This is a genomic window from Tunicatimonas pelagia, from assembly GCF_030506325.1.
Lineage (GTDB): Bacteria > Bacteroidota > Bacteroidia > Cytophagales > Cyclobacteriaceae > Tunicatimonas > Tunicatimonas pelagia.
The window spans coordinates 6826021-6851351 of sequence record NZ_CP120683.1 but is presented as its reverse complement, the minus strand read 5'-3'; the positions used below and the strand labels follow the sequence as shown (position 1 = coordinate 6851351).

Here is a 25331-nt window from a genome sequence, read left to right as displayed (position 1 = left end):
AGCATGTCTGAGTTCAACCCCTACGTTTTTGACATTGTTATTTGCCTGGTCATCGTATTCTCGTACGCGTTTTCCATCGTCTCCCGCAAGACTAACATTCCAAGCGTACTTCTGCTGATTGGTTTAGGGGTTGGCATACAGTATGCTCTGAAATATCTGGAGATAGACGCCGGGACTACCTTGTTCCAGATCCTCGAGGTGTTAGGCATCTTTGGTCTGATTATGATTGTGCTCGAGGCGGCTCTCGACCTAAAACTTACCCGTGATAAGCTTCCATTAATTATCAAATCATTTAGCATTGCCCTGTTGGCGTTGGTAGCTACCTCACTGGCGATCGCCTACTTACTCTATAGTACCATCATTCCTGTTTTTCTAACCGCTTTAGTGTATTCAGTTCCCCTTTCGGTGATGAGTAGCGCGATTATTATTCCGAGTGTAGCGAGTCTTTCGGAGCACAAACGGGAGTTTCTGATCTACGAAAGTACCTTCTCCGATATTTTGGGCATCATGTATTTCTACTTTCTGACGGGCAACCTAGAAACCCAGCAGGCTACCACCGTCATTACCGATGTGGTGAGTAATGTAACACTGACTATTGTGCTGTCGGTGGTGCTAGGGTACTTACTCGTCTGGTTTTTCCAGCAGCTTAATACTGAGGTAAAGCTGTTTTTGCTCATTGCAGTACTAGTGTTGCTCTACTCGGTTGGCAAGTTATTCCACCTTTCATCGCTGGTTATAATTCTGATTTTCGGACTGATGCTCAACAACTATCAACTCTTTTTCCGGGGACGGCTTCAGGCATGGATTAATCAATCGGCGATTACAAAGATCTGCGAAGAATTCCATCTGGTAACCATCGAGTCGGCGTTTGTGGTTCGCACCTTTTTCTTTGTGGTTTTCGGTATGACGCTAGAATTAAATAGCCTACTTGACCAGGAAACCCTGCTCACTGGAATGCTCATCGTTGTGATTATGTATGTAATCCGCTACATCTGTCTGAAAAGTATTCTTTTCCGTAACATACTGCCCGAACTGTGGGTAGCCCCCCGCGGACTGATCACTATTTTACTATTTTTCTCCATTCCTGCCCAACTCGTGACTGACCAGTTTAACTCGGGCATTCTCTTATGTACGGTGCTGGTAACTAGCTTGATTATGACCGCCGCTTTGCTAACCAAACCTAAAGAACCTGTCGGAGAAGAATTCACCGAACTAACGTTTGAAGATTGGGAAGAACTAGATCAGATGGGTGAATCTGCATTACTAGAGGACAATAATACTGCTTAGTATTTCGTCCAATGCTGCCAATGGCTTTTTAATATCCTGGCGATTGCTTTTGCCCATGTCCCGGTTCTCGTCCCATCGCTCAAGTTCCGCTTTTTGCTTAATGGATAGGTCACCCGTTTTCTATTTTTGTTTGACACCGACCGTTTCTACCAGAATACGGTTATTCTTTACACCAATCTAGGTAATAGCATCTCGGTAGATTCCATCGTCATTTTTAAGCTTAAAAACGAATTAATCACCGGGGTAAAAGACTTCTTTTACTAGAAATGTGGAGAGCTTAACAATCATTGTAAGGTCGTCAGTTCGATTTCAGAATTAAACAAACCGGGCTAGGTACGGATAATTCGGTATCGGTAGGGGTGAGCTGGCCAGTCTGCTGGTCGCGCTCAAAGAACGCAATATTATCGGTATTCTGATTGGCCACCAGTACAAACTCACCCTGCGGGTCCATAGCAAAATTACGAGGAGTTTCGCCTTGCGTAGATTGATGCCCTTTCGGGGTAAGCGTTCCGTCTCTTTCATCTACCTCATATATTGCCAAACTGTTATGACCACGATTGGAGACATACAGAAACTTTCCGTCAGGACTTAGATGAATGTCGGCTACCGTGGATACAGCCACAGTGTTATTATCCGCGAATGAATCAGGGAGGGTAGAAACCCGTTGAGTTTGACCGGTTTTCTTCCCCTTTGGGTCTAACGTATGCACACTGACGGTAGAAGTCAACTCCTCAGCTATGTAAATAAAACGATTATCAGCCGATTGGGTAAAGTGACGAGGGCCGCTGCCGGGTTCGGTAGTAATTGCAAATGCTTCTGTAGCATCTGAACCATTCATTTGGTACACTTTTACCTCATCCAAGCCCAGATCAGCAGTAAGAAAGTAGTCACTCTGGGGCACCGCCTGAATGGAGTGTACGTGGGGTGCTTCTTGGCGTTTCGGATTCACACTACTTCCGGTATGTTGAACCGAATCAGCTAAGTTTCCTATCTTTCCGTTGGCTTCAACTGGGAAGACCGATAGCGAACCACCCCCGTAGTGCGAGATATATAACCAGTTTTGCTCATCATCTACCGCCACATGGCATGGGCTCACCCCGTAAGAAGAAACCTCGTTTAGAAGTGACAACCTACTCGTCTTTTCATCAATAGAAAAAGAAGAAACTGAGCCCCAGTCAGGGTAACCTTCAGTGCCACCCCGATTTGTCGAATAGAGATAATTTTCGTCCGGGCTAATTGCTAGGAAAGATGGGCTTTCGGGTGTGCTTACTGTTTGTACTAGTTCAAAAGAATTGTTATCGCGGTCAAAAGAATACACGTAGACTCCCTCGCTACCTCGCACGGAGTAAGTGCCTACATAAAGAGTTTCTTGGGCAAAAGCAGTGAGATTTACCCAAAGTAGTAGAAAAACAGGAGTAAGGCGAGCCATGAAAATTGGTTTAGCTGTACAATTATAATCAAAAAGGCCTAAAACGGGCTGTTTGAAAATAAGCATCCGGCCTCAGATAATCAAACCTAAACGATATCATGCCATCGCGCTACGGGGATCTGAGATATTACCATAGCCAAATTTCTTTCTGGATGCACCTTACTACGCTTTCAGTTGGCGGAAGGGGAGGGGAAGAGGTCTACTTTTTTGAGGGTGTGGCTAAGCCTAATGCTGACTCGCATCGTACACGTTTCAAGAGTAAAAAAGTAGGTTAATTTTTTTTAGATTAATCTAAATTAATATATTTGTTATTCTAAATATTATCTATAGAAATATGCTAAACCTCATTACATGAAATACCTAGCTTTACTAGTACTATTTTTATCTGTTTTTATAATGCATGCCTACGGGCAAACCACAGAAAATACCGGAACACTGAGCGGAAAGGTTCGTGCTGGCGGTGATGGAGTACCTTTTGCAACCATACAACTGGTAGGAACCAATATGGGAACCAATGCCGATGAGCAGGGCAACTATTATATGGAGAATATACCAGTTGGGCAACAAACTTTTAAGATCAGTCAGGTAGGTTATCAGTCCTTAACTCGCCAAGTAGAAATTAAAGAAGGGCAGGATAATCAGATTAATATTAATCTTAATGAAGATAAACTTAACCTGGATGAAGTAGTGGTGAGCGGTACTCGTTATGAACTATCAAGAAAAGAATCGCCAGTAGTGGTGAACGTGGTAGGCAAAAAACTACTTAATGCTACCCAATCCATTGCTATTTCTGAGGGCTTGAACTTCCAACCGGGAGTGCGGGTAGAAACTAACTGCCAGAATTGCGGTTTCACACAGGTTCGTCTCAATGGTCTGGAAGGAGCTTATTCCCAGATTCTCATTAACAGTCGCCCCATTTTTAGTGCCTTAAATAGCGTATACGGACTGGATCAAATTCCTACTAACATTGTGGAGCGGGTAGAGGTGGTTCGGAGTGGAGGATCGGCTCTCTACGGTTCTAATGCTATTGGCGGTACGATTAATATTATCACCCGAGAACCTGTAGAAAACACTTGGGAAATCCGCTCAAATACGGCTTTGATTGATGGCGGCGCGGTCGATCAGACTTTTAACTTTAATGGATCAATTGTCAACGAGGACCTGACCAGTGGAGTCACTTTTTACGGAATGAACCGCCATCGGGACAGTTACGATGCCAATGGAGATGGGTTTACCGAACTGGTGCAGTTAGAAAACACAGTATTGGGGGCAAGAGCTTTCTTCAAACCGGGAGAACGTAGCAAAATCTCCGTTGACTTTAGCGCACTTGAGGAATACCGGCGAGGGGGTGATCGCCTAGATTTGGCTCCCCATTTTACCGATATTACGGAAGAGCTCGATCACAACACTTTTTTTGGTGGTCTCAATTATGAACGGTGGAGTAGGGGAGGCCAAAATAAGGTTTCGATCTATGTTTCTGCCCAAGGCACCGAACGAGGAAGTTACTACGGAGGCTTAGGCGGAGGTAGAACCGCCGAAGATAGCCTGTTAGCCATCAATGCCTATGGGCTTACCGAAGACCTGGCAGTGGTTGCGGGTGTTCAATACAACCACTACTTCACTAATGATGATGTGGTTACAGTAGGAGTTGAAAATCAGACGTATGATACCAAAGATGAAATTCAGGGTTATAATCGCTTAATTGATCAGCAAGTGAATACAACTGGGCTTTTCGCACAATACGAATGGAAGCCAACCCAACGGTTTACTGCATTACTGGGCGCGAGATACGATGTTTCAGATGTAAATGGAAATTATCAAATTGGTGATATTAATAACACTGCGGACATAAATATCGGGGTGCTTAGCCCACGGGCTACTTTACTTTATAAAATAAATGAGAACCTACGGTTCAGAGGTGGGTATGCTCGGGGCTTCCGAGCACCACAGGCGTTCAATGAAGATCTGCACATTTCCTCAGTGGGAGGAGAACCCCTTTTTGTAATTTTGTCTGAAGGTCTGGATAAAGAAACTTCCGATGCATTTACCGGATCACTGAATTACACCAAAAGTGTAGGGTTGACACAGGTCAATTTCTTGTTGGAAGGTTTCTACACTCAGTTACAAAATCCATTCACCCAGGTAAGTGCTGGTTCTGTTCTACCCAACGGTTCTATTGTAGAAGAAGTGAGAAATGGTGAAGGAGCTATTGTATCAGGTATTAACTTTGAAGGGGGGTATTCGCCTTCCAGTAAGTTTACTTTTCAGCTTGGAGGTACTGCCCAGCAGACCAGTTATAATGAGTCACAAATTCTTTTTGAGCCAGAAGAAGGAGCATCAGATGCGGAAAATGTTGTCGCTGTGAATACGGTAACTGTAGATGAATTTGTGAGAACTCCGAACCTGTATGGCTATTTCACCACCTTTTACAACGTTACCGATGCATTTACAGTAGATTTAACGGGTACTTATACTGGCTCTATGATCGTACCGCGCGTTGTAAGCGAGACTGGCTTCCTGGATTTGATCGATTCTGAATCGTTTTTGGATGTAAATATAAAAGCTAGCTACCATTTTGATGTGGCCGAAGATTTCCACTTAGAATTGAGCGGTGGGGTTAAAAATATTTTCAACAGTTATCAGCCTGAATTTGACTCCGGACCTGAGCGTGATTCTGACTTTATCTATGGGCCAATGGCTCCGCGTTCCGTTTTCATTTCAGTAAAAATAGGTAATCTACATTGATTCAAAAGCCATGTAAAATTGTAGGCTGCTTTATAGCCGTTTCGCTTTTCCTGTGCGCTTACTCAAGTGCACAGGAAGCGGAATCGGTGCGCTGGTTAACTTTTGAACAACTAGAAGATTCTTTGGCCACCAACTGTGGCAACGACCAACCCAAAAAAGTATTCATTGATTTCTACACCGACTGGTGTACCTACTGCCGCAAAATGGATAAGGTGGTATTCACAAAACCTGAGGTAATTAACGTCTTGAATGAATACTACTATGCTGTACGCTTCGACGCGGAGACCAAGGCAGAGATTGCCTTCGGAGGACAGATATTTATCAACGATCAGATAGGTAAGTTCAGAACTCCAATCCATCAAATTGCCCAACTATTAGCGTTAAAGAAAGGGCAATTTGCTCCTCCAACTTTGGTGATTTTAGACGAAGACTTCAATGTAACAGCAAGGTATTTTGAATATTTGAATAGTAAGCAGCTTTTAAATGCATTAAGGTAGAATATTGAGTCGCTGGAAAAAGTTAAATAATTTATATTATGTTAAATAAAGAAGAATTCAATTAAGTACAATGCATCATAAATATGATCAGTCAAAACTAGTCGCTAACCTCTCAGCCATTATTAAAGCTTTCTGTAAATATGTATCAGTATGCTGAGTATCCGCTTGAGCCTGCCTTATCTGACTGGTAATACCTTGAAGGGATGAGCGTAAAGCACTATTGTGCAAGCGCAACTTTTTAAAGTATTCTAATGACTGCAAAATAGTGTATTCAAGCAGACCAGGCCGAAGTAATTCTTTAGTAATAAAACCAGCGATCCCAGCGTTAAGAGCCTGTCGGGCAACATCTAGATTATTAAGCCCGGTTAATAGTACCACCGGGCAGTATCTGAAGAATTCTCTTAATTGATCTAGTGTCGCTGAATAAGTATCTTGTTGTAAGTTTAGATCAGACAATACTAAATCAAACGGCTCGCTGCGCAATTCTTCGGTAATATATTCTAGCGTACTAACTGTAACTATCTCTGAAAATGCGTAGGCAGTCTCCGATAATGCTTCGCGAAATAGCTCTTCATCCAAAGCGTTATCCTCAATCAGTAGTAGTTTGAGTTTTGTTTTTGCAATTGTATTGCTTGAGTCTATATTACTTAGTTCATTCTCAGATGAAATCATAAAGCATTTATAATTCTAAAACTCGGATAATTTAGGAGGCTGCTTTATAATCAGTTGGTAGCCTGACTAGATTAAACCAGTATTTCTTTAGTTGCTGAATAGTTTCAACAAACTCTATAAAACTTGAAGGCTTAATCAAATATGAGTTAGCGTACTGGCCGTAAGCTGAAGACACATCCCGATCGGATTGCGAGGTGGTTAATATAACTACGGGTATTTTTCGTAAAGCAGAAGCATTCTTTAGTTGCTCTAGTACCTGAATACCGTTAATGCCAGGTAAGTTAATATCTAGCAGAATAAGATCAGGTGGATAGGCGTCTTGAAAAGGTGGACGACGAAATAAATAATTGATAGCCGTTTCCCCATCGCCTACTGTTTCTAGTATTACCTCATTAGCATACTTTTCATTCAGGGCTTCCCGAGTTAATTGAACATCGCCTGGGTTGTCTTCAATTAATAGAATTCTAACTTTTCTAATCATCATAGTGTAGGAGTTTTTAAAAGCGTAAAAATGAGGGTAGTTCCAGTATTGACTTTAGATTGAATAGTAATAGTACCACCGTGGTTAACCACCACTCGTTTACAAATGGGCAGGCCAATGCCTGTGCCCTGATACTTGGGATCAGCGTGTGCCCGAAAAAACAACTCAAAAATTTTCTCTTGATGTTTTTTGGGAATACCCACCCCATTATCTTCCACCGAGAACTTCCAATGGGATTCTTGCTCAACCGCTTTAATACTAATGATTGGTTGGCGATCAGCTACGCTGAATTTTAGGGCATTGCTAATTAGGTTAGAGAAGAGCTGAATTATCTGAAAAGATACCCCCCTAACTACAGGCAAGTTAGCAGTTTGTATAACAGCATTTTTTTCTTCAATACGCATCATCTGTTGTTCACAAACCTGATGGATTATAGAGGTGATATCAACCTCAGTAATATCTTCATACTTGCTTAGGCGCGAGTAGGCTAGAATATCTTGAATGAGCCGTTTCATACGGTTCGCCCCATCGATCGCGTAGTTCATAAAGGAAATTCCTTTGATATCGAGTATATTTCGATAGCGCCGCTCAATAAGTTCTAGGTAGCTACTAATCATCCGCAGCGGTTCCTGCAAATCGTGAGAAGCTACGTAGGCAAACCGCTCTAACTCCAGATTAGAAGCTTCTAGCTCGATTAATGCCTTCTCTAAGCTCATCTCCCGCTCCTTGGTCGCTTGCATATCTAAGCAGCAGCAAAACCACTCATCAATAGCATTGGTACGGTTTCGAATGGGAATAGCAAATACTTTGGCAAAGTGGTGCTCTTTGGTTGCCTGGTTCCAAATACGCGCCTCAAACTCACATTCTTCCTGCTGATCTACGCCCTCTTTCCACAAAGTATTCAATTCACTGCGATCTTCCACATGAATAGCGTTAAGCCATCCTAGTCCCGAATACTGCTCAAGCTCTTGCCCAGTGTACTCACACCAGCCCTTCTGAATGGTATCAAACTCACCCTGGGGATTGGTAGTCCAAACCAGGGAAGAAACAGATTTAACAACCAGACGATACTTAGCAAATAATTGTTTTATTTCAAGCTCGGCGGTCTTCATTTTAGTAATATCCCGAATATTCACCAGGGTACCAATAGCTTCTTCCTGGTGGTCGTAAAGCATATCTACTGTGGTCTGAGTGTAAACCAGATTTCCGGTAAGATCATGATAATCATCAAAAAACTCCTGTCGCTTTTCGCTTTTAAAGGCGAGCTTACAGATATTAAGTAATCGTTTCTTTTCTTTAGCTTCCTTGCTAGAGGAAAGTAGACTATCTCCGATTTGGGGCACTTTGCCATACCTATTCTGAAATAGTTTCTGATAGTTGTTGTTCAGTACAATAATAGATAAATCACTGTCTAAGGCAACAATAGCGTCAGAGGAGCTTTCTAGCACGGCGTGTAGTCGCTGAGTTACCAATTGTTCCTGTATAAGCGACTCTTTCAAGTGAAACGCCCGTTGAACATTGAGTGCCCTAAGCTGATCGCGATCTTCTCTAACTTCTTGTAAATACTTAATTTGTAGCAAGGCTAAAGACTGGGCGAACTCAAGAGCTATCTCTATATCAATTTCTTCCCAAGGCGAAGATATTCCCTGTACTGTTTCCTGAAAGGTAGCAAAAGACGTACGGGGGGTCAGTGTTAATTGCCCTTGCTTGTTTACGCCTATTGCCTTCTCTTTAGAACCACCCCAGTGAACCAAAGCCAGTAACTCTTTTTTAAACCAAATGACATAAGAGTTTTGGTAGCCCAATAGTGGTATAGCCAGCACTCCGTAAATGCTATTCTGAAACCGTTCAGCTTTACCATACTCATTTTGCAACTGGTCAGTAGCGTAATAAAGTGTGTTCTTGGTAGCACCGTTTAGCCACTCTACAAAATCGCTAATATGAACGGCATCAACAACCAGCCCATTAGAAACAGTAACTTTGTCTTGTAAGATGAGCATCATGCCATCGGCCTCAACCAATTTGAGGATTCTATTTTCATGCTCTTCCACCACCCGATAGAATGTACTCAGGTCACTGGTTACGTTAGTCAAGAGCAGGTTTTGAAATGACTTTGCCTCAAATTTTCGTTCCTTAATTAGCCCCTTCTCTTGCCGACTGATGTGGAGCGAGAGATACTGTCCTAAGTATATAGCAGCCGTACGCCGAGCCGAAGAAACGTAGCAAGGTACATGATGATGACAAGCAATTAAGCCCCATAATTTCTGATTTACGATAATAGAAATAGACATTGAAGCTTGCACGCCCATATTCTTCAGATACTGAACATGCACCGGAGAAACACTGCGCAGTAAAGAATAGGACAAGTCTATCGGATTGGCCTCAACCTTCTTCTGAGCGATAGCCACTGGTTGATAGTCAATATCTGAAATAATTCGGAACCAATTCTTTAAGTAAAGCTCGCGAGCCTGCGGTGGGATGTCGGTACTCGGGAAATGTAACCCCAAAAAACTGTCCATAGCCCCGCAGTCTTCAGCAATAACCTGACCGTTGTAATCACTATCAAACCGATAGATCATTACCCGTCCGAAGCCAGTAATCTTTTTAATTTCCCTAGCGCATATTCCGAAGATATTTTCATCGGGAGTAGTTCCGATTTTGTTGAGCCAGTAGAGAGTATCTTGGGTAAGTTCGTTAAACTCGAAGAAATCCAGCTCACTTTGCTTGGTTCGGGGTACTAACTCCAAAAGAGCAGTATCGGGCAAAGTATGGACACTCACTTCGAACTCGATTTCAGGCATTTGTCGAAAGGCTATGTTAAGCGGACGATGAAATAAAAAATAAGATGGGTGATCTTGCCTTTCTACCTGCTCAATCTTCTTGAGGATTAGGGCGATATTTATCTCTTCAAATAGTAGAGATAAGTTTTTGCTTAACAACTCTTTAGTCGCTATTCCTAAAAACTCTTCTATGTTCTCGCTGACTGCCCGAATAGTCTCTTCCTTCCGGTCGTACTCAATAAGGTAACCGTGGGGTTGAATATAACCCGGAATATGTATAGGTTCGCTAGCACAACCAGCGATAGCTTGCTCTAATTCAGCCTGTGAGGGACGTGCGGAGCTTTTAGTAGCCATGAAATACGTTATCTTATAAAAAGATTTACACTGTGCCCATATTTACCACATTTTTTTTTATTCGTTGAACTTTTTTTCGTAAAGAGTAATACAAACTGTGTGCTTTTTGAGAGGATTTATAACCAATAAATACGTAGGATCAGCAAACCTGTGGGCTATTTCCTTTATCAACCAACTATTTCTACAAAACCTTTGCTAAAGAAGCTATAGAGTATAGGTAAGATTCTACTGTTCTTTTCACTTTGGTGTAAGGCGTATACCTATTAAAAAAGGGATAGAACATCCAGTCCTATCCCTCTAATAATGAAAGGTTTTAGCGTGATTTCAAGAAATTACATACTTTCCAGCTTACTATTAATCTCTTCAGCCTTATCACTCATTTCTAATCGCTGATAAACAGTAGCTAGCGTTTCTAGTACTTTCTGATTATCGGGTTCTAGTGATTGAGACGTTTCTAAGTACGGTAAAGCCTTCTCGAAGAAGCTTTTAGCTTGTGCCTCAATAGCTTCACCTTTTTCCTGGTATTCCTTTAGATCCATATCGTTAGCTTCGGCTAAAATGTCAGCTGCCTCGTTATAGTAAAACGCTGCTAAGTTAAAGTTGGCATCAAAGTACTGTGGGTCTTTTTCAATAGCTTTCTCGTAGCTGGCAATAGCTTGCTCACTGTCATCCATTTGTTCGTACAGATAGCCTTGGTTGTAGTATAACATTGCGTTGTCGGGTTCGGCATCAATTGCTTTAGAAAGCTTTTGCTTGGCTTCGTCGTACTTTTCATTATTGATTAGCATAGTGATTTCCCGCTTCAGAAATTCTGGATCATCAGGAAATACATCCTGTGCTTTCCGTAAATAATCTAGAGCCTTGGCTTCGTCTTTGTTCTCTACTAGGTAAATGTAGATCAGGCTGTTATAGAAATCTTTACTTTTATAATCCAGAGAGTCAACCAGATGAGCATAATTCTCGGCAGCAACTGCCATGTTACCCGCTTGCTGAGCTGAAATTCCACCGTAAATATACGCCGTAGTATCATCGGGCATGGCCATTTTTGCTACATCAAATAGCTTAATTGCCTCATCGTAGTTTTGAGCAGAGTAAAGACTGGCACCGTTGTTAACAGCGTTACCCCATACTTGCTGAACCTGTTGCTCAGCCTGTACTGCATAGAGAGAATTTTCCTTTTCCAGTTCTTTCACTTTACGGTATGCCATTAAGGCTTTTTCGTAAGGTTTTTCAGCTTGTACAGACTTGGTAGAGTCAGTGGCAATAGCTAGGTAAATATCGCCGTAGGTATACCAGGTTTTGCCATCTTCTTTGGTTTTTTCGTCGTTAATGGCCGGATCAATAAATTGTTTGGCTTCGGCTAGTTCGCCTCTTTCAAGGGATGATTGAGCTTTACGAACATTCTTCGCTTGCCCGAAAGTAAGTATAGGCAAAGCAATTAATGCTACAAGTAGTAATTGCAATTGTTTCATGATATGTAGTAAAATTAAAATAAGAAAAAGTTTAGCTATTTAAGTAGTTTCTTCCTCAGACGCTGGTGTATCGGTTGAAGCCGGGTTAATTTCTTCTTGGCTGCTCTTAATGCTATCTTCAATTTCCACTTTGGTAACCGAGGCAATGGAGTCGTCATTATTTAAGCGAATAAGCCGCACCCCCTGTGTAGCCCGACCCATCACTCGCAAATTAGATACCGGAGTACGGATCATAATGCCTGATTTGTTAATGATCATTAGGTCGTCCTGATCGGCTACTTTCTTTATGCTAACCAGCTTCCCGGTTTTAGAAGTGACATTCAGAGTTTTCACCCCCTTACCACCCCGACGGGTAATACGGTATTCATCAATATCTGACCGCTTTCCATAACCATTTTCAGAAACAACCAAGAGCGTTTTTTCATCGGCATCATCCAGGCAGACCATACCAACCACCCGATCTTCGCCACTATCCAGGCTAATACCCCGAACTCCAGCGGCGTTACGCCCCATCGGCCGTACTTCATCTTCCGGAAAACGAATAGCTCGCCCCGACTGCACCGCCAGAACAATCTCCGACTTTCCATCGGTCATATTTACATCAAGCAAGCGGTCATTATCATTAATCGTGATTGCATTAATTCCATTAACCCGCGGACGAGAGAATGCTTCTAGCACAGTCTTCTTAATGGTTCCGTTGACCGTACACATTACAATGTGTGAGTTGTTGATATAATCCGGATCATCCAGGTTTTTCACATTAATGACCGCCCTTACCCCGTCGGTTGCCGGAATATTAATTAGGTTTTGAATAGCTCGTCCCTTAGCTGCTTTACCGGCTTCGGGAATTTCAAAAACCTTCAACCAGTACACGCGACCCATTTCGGTAAAGATAAGCAAGTAGTTATGGGTGTTGGCAATAAACAAGTGTTCGGTAAAATCGCCATCTTTGGCTGAAGCCCCCCGCGAACCTACTCCACCCCGGGCTTGCGAACGGTATTCATCAATGTGGTTCCGTTTAATGTAACCCTTATGCGAAATGGTAATAACCATCGGTTCATTGGGAATAATATCCTCAATGCCAATATCTTCCGCGCTATGCACAATCTGGGTGCGACGCTCATCACCAAACCGCTGATTTAGTTCATCCAGCTCATCCTTGATAATTCCCATCCGGAGATCACGGTTTCCCAGCACTTCGTTGTAGTAGGCTACCTGCTTCAGCACTTCATCGTATTCACTTTCAATTTTCTCCCGCTCTAGCCCAGTCAAGCGCTGCAACCGCATATCGAGAATGGCGCGAGCCTGAATTTCGGTTAGCTCAAATTCTTTGATTAAGCTATTGCGAGCCGTTTCCGGGTCGCGAGAACCCCGAATAATCTCGATGACTCGATCAATATTATCCAGGGCAATAAGATAACCTTGTAACAAATGAGCCCGACGCTCGGCTTCCTGTAACTCAAACTGGGTTCGCCGTACTACTACATCGTGACGATGCTCTACGTAGTAACCAATAATCTGCTTTAGGTTGAGGGTGTACGGTCGGCCTTTTACCAGCGCAACGTTGTTTACCCCAAAAGAAGACTGTAGTTGAGTATACTTAAACAGGTTGTTAAGAACAACGTTCGGAACAGCATCTCTCTTCAGATCGTAAACAATGCGTAACCCCTTACGGTCAGATTCATCGCGAATATCGGAAATTCCGTCAATCCGCTTATCGTTCACCATTGCTGCCGTTTTCTCAATCATGGAGGCTTTATTCACCTGGTAGGGAATTTCCGAAACCACAATCTGAGGCTTACCCGTTTTACTTTCCGTAATTTCAGCCCTGGCTCGCATTACCACGCGTCCTCGTCCAGTTTCAAACGCTGACTTTACTCCTTGGTAACCATAAATAATCGCTCCGGTGGGAAAATCAGGAGCCTTCACGTACTGCATTAACTCCGATATGGTAATATCTTCGTTATCAACGTATTGTTTAATTCCCTCAATAACTTCGGATAAATTATGCGGAGGCATATTGGTCGCCATGCCTACTGCAATACCGGAAGTGCCGTTTACCAAAATATTGGGTAGTTTACTCGGCAAACAAACGGGTTCCTTCAGCGAGTCATCGAAGTTAGGCTGAAAGTCAATAGTATCTTTATTGATATCGCCTAGCATCTCTTCTGCAATATGCTGCAAGCGAGCTTCGGTGTAGCGCATGGCGGCGGGTGAATCGCCGTCGATAGAGCCAAAGTTACCCTGACCGTCTACTAGCATGTAGCGCATCGACCAGTGCTGCGCCATTCGTACCATGGTATCGTATACTGAGGTATCTCCGTGAGGATGGTACTTACCAAGTACTTCTCCCACAATACGGGCTGATTTTTTGTGAGACTTTGTATGCGTAAGACCCAAGTCTAACATGCCGTACAGCACTCGGCGGTGGACGGGTTTTAAACCATCGCGTACGTCAGGCAACGCCCGGGAAATAATGACCGACATCGAGTAATCGATGTACGCCCCTCGCATCTCATCTTCAATATTTATGGGAATAATATTCTCCTTATCACTTTCGGCCATGTGTTGTTAAAGGTGTAGGTATGGACGTTTAAACTAGCGGGCAATTTACAAAAATTAAGTGAATGCCTCCTAAAAAGGTACACGAACCCACGAGAAATAGGCTATTTTTTCTTTTTTCGGAAAAATTGTTTTCGTCTTGCCTGCCGTTTTCGCTTGGTTTTGATTAATTCGGGGTAAAGCTCACCAATCTTAGGGTCTTGCTTACGCCAAAACGGTTGCCCACGCACCTCGCGCCGTACTCCGGTTTTAGGATCGGTTACGTAATGCTTCATCTGCGTTTTATCGGCTTTAATGGGCGAACGGGGCATATCGGGGTAGTTAATACTTACCCCCAGCGTGAGAAAGACAGCGGAGTTGCGGTGGCTCATCGCCGTGGTAGGGCCATCGGGTAACTGTAAATTGTAGCTTTTAAACTCATATGCCGGCCGTAGATATACTCGAAAGTATTCAGAAAAGACTTTTTCAATGGTGACCCCGGCATTAAAGAAGGGGCTAGCTTCCACAAGACCTCGATCAAATCCACGGCCCATTCTTATGACCCCCGCCCGAAGGTCTACCCCAAACGCATAATCATAGTACTCGTAAACGCTGTAGCCTAGCATACCGAAGTACCGAAGCTGGGTAGTTCGAAACGAAGGCGGAGCAGGAAAAAAAGAGCGAAAATCTTCTGGCTGCGGGGGATTTACCCGATGAAAATCGGCTGAAATTCCTCCTCCAATCCGAAATCGGTACAAATTAAAATATATCAGTAGATTGATAGGAATATTGTATCCGCCCCCTTGCATGTTGATGGAAGAAGAATCACTAGTCACCAGCGTCAGACTATCCGGATTGGTAGGGAGGGTTAAGTTAGCCGGACTTACTCCGTTAAACCAGTTGGCGTAGGCAGGGTTAGTTCCGCTCTCACCGTTAGGGTATATGAATGACCCCGCAGAGGTGCGAACATAATTATTATTTGTGAGTGTATGCCGATAGAATGTGCGTCCGTAACCGGAGCTCAGATTGACCGAAAATTTATTGAGAAATGCTCGTAGCGGATAGCTAGACTGGTCATCTTGACCCATCGGCTCGAATCCGGGCTGAGCCAGGGCTAGCGAGGACACGCAAAAAAATAATAGACTGATAACACACCTGAGTATCATACTGAGCTAATTTGCCAAAAGTGTTGTTATTCTGGCTAATTACAATTTCTTTTCCAAATTGTAACGAAAATACTGGTATTTGCATATGTCAAGTACTTTTTTTCGTAAGATTACTCTGAAAATTTTACTTTAAACTACATAGTATAAGTTGCTGTAATTCAAACAGATAAATATGAAAAATGAAATAAATACCGTAGCCGTGGTAGGTGCCGGAGCTATGGGCAGCGGAATTGCTCATGTGTTTGCTCTCCACAAATTTACCACTGTATTGGTCGATATCCATCAGGATCAGCTCGACCGAGCTATGCAAACCATTACTAAGAATTTAGATCGGCAACTAGCGAAAGAACTGATTACGGAAGAAGAAAAGTCGGCAGCACTGAATCATCTCTCTACCACTTCATCGCTATCGGAAGGGATCGCTTCGGCTGATTTGATTATCGAAGCAGCTACTGAAAATATGCACGTCAAGCAAGAAATTTTCCAAACGCTGGATCAGGCTAGCAAACCCGAGGCTATTTTAGCGACGAACACTTCATCTATTTCAATTACTGCCTTGGCCGCCGAAACCAAACGGTCTGCTCAGGTAATTGGGATGCATTTTATGAATCCGGTACCCGTGATGAAGTTAGTAGAAATTATCAATGGCTACGCTACCGATGCCGAGGTCACATCCATAATTCAGCAGACGGCAGAACAATTGCAGAAAATTCCGTTGGTAGTGAATGATTATCCGGGCTTTGTCTCCAACCGTATTCTGATGCCCATGATTAACGAAGCCATCTACACGCTCTACGAGGGAGTAGCGGGAGTAAATGAAATCGATCAAATCATGCAACTGGGAATGGCCCATCCAATGGGTCCGCTTCGCTTAGCAGATTTTATTGGCTTAGATGTTTGTTTATCGATCATGGGAGTGCTTCACCAAGGTTTTGGTAATCCAAAATACGCACCTTGTCCATTGCTAGTAAATATGGTAGCCGCGCAGAAATTGGGTATAAAATCGGGTGAAGGGTTTTACGATTATCAGGAAGGCCCGAAGTCTCAAAAAGTATCTCGCCAATTTGAATGAGTAGCAGATTCACAAGTTTCCAATTTGAAATTTGCGAATCTCAGTTTAGAATTTTTATCTCCTAATTACAGTATTCAGCAAGGGCTGTTTCAGCTTCGGGTACCTTGAGCGATTGAGCCGATCGAATGTCACTGCACCCAGCCCCTTTTTTACCTTGGTATACTTTTAGTGCGCCTCGGTAAAGGTAAGCTTCGCCGTAGTCGCGGTCTTTACTAATTGCCAAATCGTAGGCTTCCATAGCTTCATCTGTTTCGCCTAGTTTGTGGTGCGTGCGCCCCTTCAGGAAGAATACCTGAGGGTTACTTTGCATAATTTCTGAAGCTTTGGAGAAGTAGAAAGAAGCATCTGCGTAATTTTTCTTGCGGAAGTGATACTTACCAATACTCATCATAGAATTAGCATGGTTAGGATCAATCTTCAAAGCTCTTTCGTAATTCTCTAGTGCTTGGTCAGTTTGCCCCAACTCCTCGTACGCTCTACCTTGATTGTACACTGAAGTTAAGTCTTCTGGGTTATATTCTAGATACGCCTCGTACTGCTGAATAGCTGCTTCGTATTTTCCCTGATTAAATAATTTATCGCCTTCTTGAGATTGACTATCACCACAAGCAGTGAGAAGAGAAATGCACAAAACGAAATAAAAAAATAATTTCATGTTGGATACTAGCTTAATATTTTGATTTTATTCTGAGAGTTGAAAATAGCCTGAACAAGCACTACACTGCTACTTGGTGATCGCGTAATGCTTGATTTAACGAAGTTTTTCGGTCAGTACTTTCTTTACGTTGTCCGATAATTAACGCACAAGGTACCTGATATTGCCCGGCGGCAAACTCTTTGGTGTACGAGCCAGGGATGACTACCGAGCGCGGTGGCACTTCGCCTTGGTAAGTTACAGCTGCATCTTGGGTGACATCAATAATTTTTGAACTGGCCGTTAGCGTGACATTGGCTCCTAGCACCGCTTCTTTTCCAATACGAACTCCCTCTACCACAATACAGCGAGAACCGATAAATGCATGGTCCTCAATAATTACCGGGGCTGCTTGTATCGGCTCGAGAACTCCGCCCACCCCTACTCCACCGCTCAAATGCACATCTTTACCGATCTGAGCACAACTCCCTACCGTAGCCCAAGTGTCTACCATAGTCCCTGAGTCTACGTAAGCTCCGATATTGACGTAAGAAGGCATCATAACCACTCCCTTTGCCAAGTGAGCACCGTAGCGGGCAATAGCGTGAGGAACTACTCGCACCCCGAGTTTTTCGTACCCAGTTTTGAGTTTCATTTTATCGTGAAACTCAAACGGGCCTACCTCTAGTGTTTTCATTTTCTGAAGAGGAAAGTATAGGATTACCGCTTTCTTGATCCAATCATGAACTACCCACTTGCCCCCCTGAGGCTCAGCTACTCGCTTTTTGCCCCGATCCAAATCATCGATAGTGGATTTTATCGCTATTTTTACATCTTTATCTTGTAAGAGCGAGCGGTCTTCCCAGGCCGCCTCAATCATTTGCTGAAGTTCCATAAACCAGATTTGCTTAAAATTAAAGGGCAGAAATTGTGAAAAAAAGTGTTGGGGCGATTGTGTCAGTGCTAAAGCCGGTAGATGATACGCGAATGTACCATAAGATGGCGCAGTCGTTAGCTCGTACCGGTAAATTTTCGGTGAATATACTAGGATTTTACTCAAATACACATTCCTCGTTTACTGATATAAAATTTCACCCAATCTTCCGGTTTAACCTGCGAAGTTTTGCCCGATTATTGGCGAATTTTCGCGCGTTTTTTTGTCTTTTTCAGACTAGGCCGAACTTCATTATAGTTAATACCCCTGAGCTGGCTCCGGCAGTTTTGTTGTACGCGCTACTATTTACCCAAACAAAAGTATTTTACGACATACGAGAGAATCACACCCGTAATATTGTCTACCACCACGGAAAAAGAGAAAGACTAAGAAAATGGTTGGCTCACTTCATTGAGTATTTAGATAAACAATTAGCTACCCGTTCTCAGCAATTATTGGTAGCCGAAGCTGGGTACTTTCAGGAAAAGCCTTGGCTTCGGCAGTACTCTCATTTGTTGTTAGAGAATAAGGTACTGGCTAAACCACGCACTAAGTATCCAGCGAATGACGACCAAGTTACACTGGTCTACACCGGAACGATCAGCACTTTTTACGGCATTTGGGATGCGATCCGTTTTGCGGAGTCATTGTATCGGGCATTAAAAGGTAAATTGAGATTCGTACTGATGGGACACGTTACTCAGGTGGATACGTACCAACAGCTTATCAATCAACTAGCAATCAAATCCTGGATTGTTCCCACTATTAGTTTACAACCCATTCCGCATCAGCAATTATTGGCAGCCATGCAAGAAGCCCATTTCGGAATGATCAGTCATCAGATATTACCCAGTATTGAAAACTGCTTTCCCACCCGGGTTTGGGAATATATGCACTATCAGTTACCTTTTTTTCTGCAAAATCATTCGCCTTGGGTAGACTACTGCAAGCCTTGGCAGAGTGCTATTCCTGTTGATTTTTCGCAAGAAAGTTGGTCAATGAGCGAGCTTGTAAACAAGATGAAGAATACCTCATTTTATCCGCATGGAAAACCTGATAATATTTATTGGGATGAACTTGCATTTGTATCAGCCATTGAGCGAGCACTGCAAGATTAGGTCAGTCGCCATTCCTTAATCGCAGAGATTGCTTGGTGAGCCGTCATGTCAAACTGGCAAGGCACCACCGAAACGTAGTTATTAGCAATGGCCCATTCATCATTATCTTTTTCTGAATCAAAATTGACAAAATTTCCGGCCATCCAAAAATACCGCCGCCCGTAGGGATCATGACGCTGATCAAACTCTTCCTGCCACTTGGCATTGGCTTGCCGACAAATTTGTACACCCTGAATTGGCTCCCTTTGCTTATGAGGAAAATTAACATTGAGGGCAATTCCCTTCGGGAAATTATTTTCCAGAGCCGATTGAGCAATTTGTCGAATGTATTCAGCCGTATGAGAAAAATCAGCATCGGCATCAAAATCGCATAATGAAAAGCCAATAGCTGGAAATCCTTCAATAGCGGCTTCTACTGCCGCCGACATGGTGCCGGAATACAGTACACTAATGGAAGTATTGCTGCCGTGGTTGACTCCGCTAACCACTAAATCCGGTGGTTGATCTTTAAGCACAAAGTGTTTGCCCAGCTTTACGCAGTCGGCGGGAGTGCCGGAGCATTTGTAGGATCGAACCCCGTCAAACAAATCAGTCTCCGTAAGGCGCAGTGGTTCACCAATTGTGATTGCGTGCCCCATACCCGACTGAGGGCTATCCGGAGCCACCACAACCACTTCCCCCAGCTCTTTCATAATATCAATTAAAAAATGAATACCTCGGGATGAAATTCCGTCGTCGTTAGAGACAAGAATGAGTGGTTTCCCCATTAATTACTGTTTAGGAATTGAGTAAAGAGTTATAATAAGCCGTTACCCGTACCAGATCGCGCTGACGGTTGGGCTTGAGCTTATTCTTTTTAATATACTGTTCTACCTTGGCTTTGTTTTTGGGAAACATATTGTACAAGTCATCTTTTTTTTGAGAGTAGTACTGAATCTCTCCGTCATGATCCAGAAAGTAGTATTCGTACTCCAGCCGGAAGCGGGTAAACATTTGGTTTCCGTAGAAAAAGGGATCATTGATGGCTGATGTTTGCTGCACAATTTCCTCCCGGCAAAGCAGAGTTAGCGTGTTTTCGTAGAGTACTTCAAACAGGCGAGGAGCTTTATAATCACCCTCCATTTGGTAGGGCAATGCATAAAATTCGCGATAGCGACCGTATTCCGCGTCAAAAATCTCAAAGAAAATGATCTTACGGGCACTATAGGTTTTAATGGTATTGTTGCTGCTGAACTGAATAAGGTCAGTCTCTAAATTGTACTTGATTTTTCCCCGACTGCTTTCACCGTCTACGGTAGTAACTGATCCTTCGTGCCATACTTCTGATGGAAAATACTGCTGGGCGTAGGTAGTGCTTATCGCAAAAATCAGAAGATAACCCAAGTTAAAGAATTTCTTCATACGACATTAATTTTATACGTACATAACAGTAAAGAACCAGAAATAGTGTATTTCTAACTCTTTAGTGGAATATGATCGACAATTTCCAGGCCATACCCCTGAAGACCCGCCCGCTTTACTGGATGGTTGGTGATTAGTTTTATTTTGTTTACCTGAAGGTCGCGAAGAATCTGAGCACCAATGCCATAGTCCCGCTTATCCATTTTCAGCCCCAACGCCGAAATAGACTTTCGTTCCTCACCGTCGCGGTTTTTCTGGAATTCTTTTAGACGATCTAAAATATTGCTTCCTATTCCTCCTTGGTTCATATACAGTATCACCCCTTTTTCTTGCTGATCTAAAATCTCCAGGGAACGCTTCAGCACATTGAACTGATTACTCATGAGCGTACCAAAAATATCTTCAAACAAATTAGATGAGTGTACTCGTACGGTAACTACCTCATCACTTTCCCAAGTTCCTTTTACAAATGCTAAATGAACCTCATTGGTTGATAGTTGGGTGTACGCGTATAGCTGAAGGTGACCGTAGGTAGAATCGAGCGGTACTGATGCTTCCCGACGAATCAGGCTATCGTGCTGTAAACGGTACTGAATCAAATCCTGGATAGATACTAACTTCAAGCCAAAGTGATCCGCCACTTTCCGTAGATCTGGCACCCGAGCCATACTACCGTCTTCATTCATAATTTCTACCAGCACTCCGGCAGGAGAAAGTCCGGCCAATCGAGGAAGGTCAATCGCCGCTTCAGTATGTCCGGCTCGCCGGAGTACGCCACCATTCTTCGCTTTCAGGGGGAAGATATGACCCGGACGCGCTAGGTCATCCGGATGGGTAGCATCGCTCACCAAAGCTTGGATGGTTTTAGAGCGATCTGAAGCCGAAATTCCAGTTGTACAGCCATGACCAATCAAGTCTACTGAAATGGTGAACGGAGTATCATAGTGCGAAGTATTGCGACCAACCATCAACTCTAGTTCCAGCTCTTCACACCGGTCTTCGGTGAGAGGTACACAAATGAGTCCCCGACCGTGGGTAGACATAAAATTAACGATTTGAGGCGTGATTTTTTCGGCAGCACAAACGAAGTCACCTTCATTTTCTCGGTTTTCGTCATCGACGACCACGATAATTTCGCCTTCTCTAATAGCATCTATCGCACTGGGTATTGAATCTAGCATAGTTTAATGTTTTTCAGCAAATTTAATCAATTGGTAGCCACTTCCCTATTTTAGGTTCAATAGGTAATATATATTACTTAACATAACTTTAGTTCCATAACATTTATTCGCATTGTAAAACAAATAATAAATACCTGTGTCTTGAAAAAGATTTATCATAAATATTTTTTCGCTATACTTAAGGCTTGCTGACCGTAAGAACCACCAAATAACAAATAATGGTTGAGATAGTGGTATAGCTGATATAAGCCTATTCTCTCCTGCCAATCATGTGGCAATGGAAATGCTTCTTGATAAGTATCCCACACCCTTGGCGAAAACCCGCCAAACATTTGCATAAGTGCTAAATCACACTCCCGGTCAGTGTAGTGAGTAGCTGGGTCAATTAAGGCTGGGCCACTAGAAGTGTACAAATAATTCCCCGACCATAAATCGCCGTGAGTGAGCGAGGCAACTGGTTGGTGACTAATCCGCTCCGAAAGAACCTCTATTAAATTGGAGTAAATATTCTGCTCAAAGATATGAATACTACGGTGTTGCTCAATAAGCTTCACCAAGTGCCAAATTCGTTGCTGCCCATAAAACTCAACCCAGTTTTCATTCCAGGAATTGTCTTGTAGCGTTTTGCCGCAATAGTTATTATGTAGAAAGCCGAACTGTGAATGAGTTACTCGGTGTAACTGTGCCAACCCCACCCCCAGCCTTTCATCCTGATGATACTGGTTTACCCGATTTTCTTCTAGAAGCTCCAGCACAATTATCCCTGGTTGATCCTGCAATACCTCCATAGCGAGAATCACGCGAGGGACAGTGAGTTCTGTACTGGCTTTTCGTAACACTTCTAGATTTTCTGCCTCCCGTATAAACAGGTCACGGGGTACGTTGCTGTTATACTTTAGAAAATATGAACCTGTATTAGTATCTACTCTTACCCCATGATTGATACAGCCTCCTGATACTGAGGTAAGATTATGAATCTTTACTTTTTTAGAGAGTCTATTCGCTAGTTGCTGCTCTACCACGTGTTGTAAGCTCTGATTCATGCCGGTTGTAGCCAGGTTAATACCATTTTATTGTTTATATCACTTTGTTAGAAAGATTACCATTTAGCGCGTAACATTGCTTTTGAAGTACTATAACCAAAAGGAATCACTAAATAGTACCACAACCAATAAATAGTAGGCTTGACCTATCTTTACTTATTCTTCTATTGCGTATCTAATCTTACACCATACCTTTTTGCCTACCTCCTCTACTAATTGCGATTCGTGCAAATTGATTTCAACTTCGCCTCAAAAAGAAGCATAGTATGTACACAGTAAGCATGAAAAGTAAAGTATTGTTCTTTGTCGGACTACTCTGTATCTGGCAATCAGCTTATTCCCAGGATGAAGAAGCACTGTTTGAAATGTCCCTAGAAGATTTGATGAACGTAGAAATTGTTTCTGCTTCCAAAGAATCAGAAAGTCTATTTGATGCTCCGGTTTCCAGTTATTCAATTACCCGGGAAGAAATTGAGAAATCCGGAGTTACTTCCATCCCCGAAGCGTTACGATTATGCCCTGGGGTCATTGTTCGAGAAACAACCAATGGCAACTACGATATTCATTTACGAGGATTTGATAATCCTACTCGTAACTCAATTGACGGCACGCAAGTAAATCAACAAACTCTGCTAATGGTAGATAATCGTCCAATATTTAATTACGCCTACGGAGCGATTATTTGGGGAGCTTTACCAGTAGATTTAATTGATGTGGAACGCATTGAGATAGTAAGAGGCCCGAGTGCTCCCCTCTTTGGCCCCAATGCTACAACGGGAGTAATTAATATTATTACCCGGCGACCTGAAAGTACTGGATGGTACGCCCGAGCCAATGCTCAATACGGTGATCCAACGACTGCTATCGGCAATGTTGCTGTTGGAAAAAAGTTCAATGAAAAAACCAATGTAATACTATCAGGAAACTATCAATACCGGGAACGGGACGATAATCTCTACTATGTCTACGGCAGAAGTCAATACGACTCAGAAGTTCTCGTTGAATCTGTCTACCTTGAGGGAGCAGATTTATTACCTAATGCCGAAGTCACCTATCCTCGCCCTGAACTGGCAATAGATAAACTAGGCATAAATGCTTTTATCAATCATCAATTTAATGAGAATATTAGCGTAGATATATCCCTGGGAATGCACGAATCGGAAGTACAAAAAAACTTTCTTAACCCCAGGACATCAATCGGATTTAGTGGTAACAGCAGTCGCTATATTAATATTGCTAGTCAGATATACGGGCTGAGTGCTAAAATATCGTATACTCGAGGTTATGATCAGTTCGACTATGATGATACACCCGATATAGTCTTAGAGTACGATGCTGAACTCGTAGATGTGGTCGTTGATTATCAATGGAAGATAGGAGATAAGCTACAACTTAGACCATCACTTAACTACCAAAGTGCTACTTACGACGACTCTAATTATCGGGATAAAGGACTATTTGGCGGTTTTTTTAACGGAGAGGCTACTGTGAGTGGAGTGGCTGCTTCCCTTCGGGCTGACTATAATTTCACCGATAATTGGCGAATCATTGGCTCCGTCCGAGCCGATAAGTTCTCCCGCCCCGATGACGTATACGTATCTTACCAGTTCGCTACCACTTATAATTTAAATGATAAATTCTTATTCCGAGCCGCATACTCCAAATCAAACAGTAGTGCTTTTGCCATTAATACTTCAGCTGATATAGACGTAACTTTCGAAGTTAGTCAATTTCCCGGTATTCCAATACGACGGCGCTATTCTGGTGATACTGATTTAGTCCTCCCTAGCATCAGAATGGCTGAAATCGGTTTCCGGGCTAAAATTTCGGATCGCTTTCGGATCGACCTTGATATTTTCCAGCAACAATTACAAGATGTTAACACATTTGTGCTCGACGATTTAGTGCTCACACCTACTGGTTTAGCGGAACGCCCCTTCATCAACACTTACGGTGGTTTGTCTCTGAAAACAGTACCTGCTGAATTTATGCAACGTGGAGTTACATTTTCGGCTAATTATGTGGCTAGCACGAAGTTTCAGTTCAAACCGTTTATCACGATTCAGCGAACTCAAGCCGAAGACTTGCCGCTGGACTATAATGCGCTACCGCTTAATCCCACCCCTACTGCTGAAAATCCACTGGTAAACTTAAATACTATTGATAATGGAATTGATACTGAGCTTTTGAGTACTCCTCGGGTATACGGAGGCTTTTTTGCCCATGGGTCGTTTACTTCTCGCTTGCAAGCGAATCTTAGCGGATATTACTTTGACTCACATACGTTGTACATGGCTCAGGATGATTTAGACGAAGCTGTACAAATTGACAGTAAGTTGTTACTAAATAGCAAAATTTCGTACCGAGTGGTTGACCCACTGAAGGTTTATATTAACGTTCGTAATCTACTGGGTAATGATAGCCGGGAATACTACCGAACCGATCGTATTGGCAGAATGATTCTTATCGGTGCCAGTTTTAGTTTATAAGGCTGCTTAGAGCGATATACCTGGAAGCCTCGTTC

General features: G+C 42.9%; 19 protein-coding genes. 6 read left to right on the top strand and 13 right to left on the bottom strand.

Going from position 1 to position 25331, the window contains the following annotated elements:
- The first annotated feature begins 3 nt into the window (after positions 1 to 3).
- On the top strand, positions 4 to 1287 hold the full coding sequence (locus P0M28_RS29145) for a cation:proton antiporter domain-containing protein (protein ID WP_302207033.1): 1284 nt from the start codon (positions 4 to 6) through the stop codon (positions 1285 to 1287).
- Positions 1288 to 1585: 298 nt separating this feature from the next.
- Here the strand turns inward: P0M28_RS29145 and P0M28_RS29140 are convergent, their stop codons facing one another.
- On the bottom strand, positions 1586 to 2716 hold the full coding sequence (locus tag P0M28_RS29140; protein WP_302207032.1) for a lactonase family protein: 1131 nt from the start codon (positions 2714 to 2716) through the stop codon (positions 1586 to 1588).
- Between the two features lie 351 nt (positions 2717 to 3067).
- On the opposite strand from P0M28_RS29140, the gene P0M28_RS29135 reads away from it, so the two are divergent.
- Positions 3068 to 5461, top strand: coding sequence for a TonB-dependent receptor (locus P0M28_RS29135; RefSeq protein WP_302207031.1), 2394 nt, complete (start codon positions 3068 to 3070; stop codon positions 5459 to 5461).
- The gene (locus P0M28_RS29130) at positions 5458 to 5958 is read left to right on the top strand and encodes a thioredoxin family protein (RefSeq protein WP_302207030.1); all 501 of its coding nucleotides are present in this window, start codon (positions 5458 to 5460) and stop codon (positions 5956 to 5958) included. The genes P0M28_RS29135 and P0M28_RS29130 overlap by 4 nt, the downstream gene beginning before the upstream one ends.
- An 87-nt stretch (positions 5959 to 6045) precedes the next feature.
- Here P0M28_RS29130 and P0M28_RS29125 read toward each other — a convergent pair whose 3' ends face one another.
- The 6 genes from P0M28_RS29125 to P0M28_RS29100 form a co-directional block, all read right to left on the bottom strand.
- Positions 6046 to 6630 (bottom strand): response regulator, encoded by a 585-nt coding sequence (locus tag P0M28_RS29125; RefSeq protein ID WP_302207029.1) that lies wholly within the window; start codon positions 6628 to 6630, stop codon positions 6046 to 6048.
- A 31-nt stretch (positions 6631 to 6661) separates the two neighbouring features.
- Positions 6662 to 7114 (bottom strand): response regulator, encoded by a 453-nt coding sequence (locus P0M28_RS29120; protein WP_302207028.1) that lies wholly within the window; start codon positions 7112 to 7114, stop codon positions 6662 to 6664.
- On the bottom strand, positions 7111 to 10245 hold the full coding sequence (locus P0M28_RS29115) for an ATP-binding protein (protein ID WP_302207027.1): 3135 nt from the start codon (positions 10243 to 10245) through the stop codon (positions 7111 to 7113). Before P0M28_RS29115 ends, P0M28_RS29120 begins: the two co-directional genes overlap by 4 nt.
- A 332-nt stretch (positions 10246 to 10577) precedes the next feature.
- Positions 10578 to 11717, bottom strand: coding sequence for a tetratricopeptide repeat protein (locus tag P0M28_RS29110; RefSeq protein WP_302207026.1), 1140 nt, complete (start codon positions 11715 to 11717; stop codon positions 10578 to 10580).
- Positions 11718 to 11756: 39 nt separating this feature from the next.
- A complete protein-coding gene (gene gyrA, locus P0M28_RS29105) occupies positions 11757 to 14282 on the bottom strand; it encodes a DNA gyrase subunit A (protein ID WP_302207025.1) in 2526 nt (841 codons plus the stop codon).
- A 101-nt stretch (positions 14283 to 14383) separates the two neighbouring features.
- Positions 14384 to 15385 (bottom strand): hypothetical protein, encoded by a 1002-nt coding sequence (locus tag P0M28_RS29100; protein ID WP_302207024.1) that lies wholly within the window; start codon positions 15383 to 15385, stop codon positions 14384 to 14386.
- Between the two features lie 223 nt (positions 15386 to 15608).
- Between P0M28_RS29100 and P0M28_RS29095 the strand changes: the two genes are divergently transcribed.
- The gene (locus P0M28_RS29095; RefSeq protein ID WP_436841400.1) at positions 15609 to 16496 is read left to right on the top strand and encodes a 3-hydroxyacyl-CoA dehydrogenase family protein; all 888 of its coding nucleotides are present in this window, start codon (positions 15609 to 15611) and stop codon (positions 16494 to 16496) included.
- A 61-nt stretch (positions 16497 to 16557) separates the two neighbouring features.
- On the opposite strand, the gene P0M28_RS29090 is transcribed toward P0M28_RS29095, so the two are convergent.
- Both P0M28_RS29090 and P0M28_RS29085 read right to left on the bottom strand, forming a co-directional pair.
- Entirely contained in the window at positions 16558 to 17151 is a 594-nt protein-coding gene (locus P0M28_RS29090) for a tetratricopeptide repeat protein (protein ID WP_302207022.1), read from the bottom strand.
- 61 nt (positions 17152 to 17212) lie between these two features.
- Positions 17213 to 18025 (bottom strand): 2,3,4,5-tetrahydropyridine-2,6-dicarboxylate N-succinyltransferase, encoded by an 813-nt coding sequence (locus tag P0M28_RS29085; protein ID WP_302207021.1) that lies wholly within the window; start codon positions 18023 to 18025, stop codon positions 17213 to 17215.
- A 35-nt stretch (positions 18026 to 18060) separates the two neighbouring features.
- Here P0M28_RS29085 and P0M28_RS29080 point away from each other — a divergent pair, with 35 nt between their 5' ends.
- Complete coding sequence (locus P0M28_RS29080; protein ID WP_302207020.1) at positions 18061 to 19182, top strand: glycosyltransferase family protein; 1122 nt, start codon at positions 18061 to 18063, stop codon at positions 19180 to 19182.
- On the opposite strand, the gene surE is transcribed toward P0M28_RS29080, so the two are convergent.
- From surE to P0M28_RS29060, 4 genes are all read right to left on the bottom strand, one after another.
- Positions 19179 to 19949, bottom strand: coding sequence for a 5'/3'-nucleotidase SurE (gene surE / locus P0M28_RS29075; RefSeq protein ID WP_302207019.1), 771 nt, complete (start codon positions 19947 to 19949; stop codon positions 19179 to 19181). The genes P0M28_RS29080 and surE overlap by 4 nt on opposite strands.
- Before the next feature lie 10 nt (positions 19950 to 19959).
- A complete protein-coding gene (locus P0M28_RS29070) occupies positions 19960 to 20583 on the bottom strand; it encodes a hypothetical protein (RefSeq protein WP_302207018.1) in 624 nt (207 codons plus the stop codon).
- Positions 20584 to 20636: 53 nt separating this feature from the next.
- Positions 20637 to 21764, bottom strand: a complete 1128-nt coding sequence (ribB, locus tag P0M28_RS29065) for a 3,4-dihydroxy-2-butanone-4-phosphate synthase (protein WP_302207017.1) — start codon at positions 21762 to 21764, stop codon at positions 20637 to 20639.
- Between the two features lie 155 nt (positions 21765 to 21919).
- Positions 21920 to 22807 carry a fructosamine kinase family protein gene (locus P0M28_RS29060; protein ID WP_302207016.1) on the bottom strand — a complete coding sequence of 296 codons (888 nt, stop codon included), beginning with the start codon at positions 22805 to 22807 and terminating at the stop codon, positions 21920 to 21922.
- 281 nt (positions 22808 to 23088) lie between these two features.
- Between P0M28_RS29060 and P0M28_RS29055 the strand changes: the two genes are divergently transcribed.
- Positions 23089 to 25296 carry a TonB-dependent receptor plug domain-containing protein gene (locus P0M28_RS29055; protein WP_302207015.1) on the top strand — a complete coding sequence of 736 codons (2208 nt, stop codon included), beginning with the start codon at positions 23089 to 23091 and terminating at the stop codon, positions 25294 to 25296.
- The last annotated feature ends 35 nt before the right edge of the window (positions 25297 to 25331 follow it).

What these genes read in the sequence shown, in the direction of transcription:
- P0M28_RS29145 (WP_302207033.1), top strand. Translation starts at nt 4, where the DNA reads ATGTCTGAGTTCAACCCCTACGTTTTTGACATTGTTATTTGCCTGGTC.
- P0M28_RS29140 (WP_302207032.1), bottom strand. Translation starts at nt 2,716, where the DNA reads ATGGCTCGCCTTACTCCTGTTTTTCTACTACTTTGGGTAAATCTCACT.
- P0M28_RS29135 (WP_302207031.1), top strand. Translation starts at nt 3,068, where the DNA reads ATGAAATACCTAGCTTTACTAGTACTATTTTTATCTGTTTTTATAATG.
- P0M28_RS29125 (WP_302207029.1), bottom strand. Translation starts at nt 6,630, where the DNA reads ATGATTTCATCTGAGAATGAACTAAGTAATATAGACTCAAGCAATACA.
- P0M28_RS29120 (WP_302207028.1), bottom strand. Translation starts at nt 7,114, where the DNA reads ATGATGATTAGAAAAGTTAGAATTCTATTAATTGAAGACAACCCAGGC.
- P0M28_RS29115 (WP_302207027.1), bottom strand. Translation starts at nt 10,245, where the DNA reads ATGGCTACTAAAAGCTCCGCACGTCCCTCACAGGCTGAATTAGAGCAA.
- P0M28_RS29110 (WP_302207026.1), bottom strand. Translation starts at nt 11,717, where the DNA reads ATGAAACAATTGCAATTACTACTTGTAGCATTAATTGCTTTGCCTATA.
- gyrA (WP_302207025.1), bottom strand. Translation starts at nt 14,282, where the DNA reads ATGGCCGAAAGTGATAAGGAGAATATTATTCCCATAAATATTGAAGAT.
- P0M28_RS29090 (WP_302207022.1), bottom strand. Translation starts at nt 17,151, where the DNA reads ATGAAATTATTTTTTTATTTCGTTTTGTGCATTTCTCTTCTCACTGCT.
- P0M28_RS29085 (WP_302207021.1), bottom strand. Translation starts at nt 18,025, where the DNA reads ATGGAACTTCAGCAAATGATTGAGGCGGCCTGGGAAGACCGCTCGCTC.
- surE (WP_302207019.1), bottom strand. Translation starts at nt 19,949, where the DNA reads ATGGGGAAACCACTCATTCTTGTCTCTAACGACGACGGAATTTCATCC.
- P0M28_RS29070 (WP_302207018.1), bottom strand. Translation starts at nt 20,583, where the DNA reads ATGAAGAAATTCTTTAACTTGGGTTATCTTCTGATTTTTGCGATAAGC.
- ribB (WP_302207017.1), bottom strand. Translation starts at nt 21,764, where the DNA reads ATGCTAGATTCAATACCCAGTGCGATAGATGCTATTAGAGAAGGCGAA.
- P0M28_RS29060 (WP_302207016.1), bottom strand. Translation starts at nt 22,807, where the DNA reads ATGAATCAGAGCTTACAACACGTGGTAGAGCAGCAACTAGCGAATAGA.
- P0M28_RS29055 (WP_302207015.1), top strand. Translation starts at nt 23,089, where the DNA reads ATGAAAAGTAAAGTATTGTTCTTTGTCGGACTACTCTGTATCTGGCAA.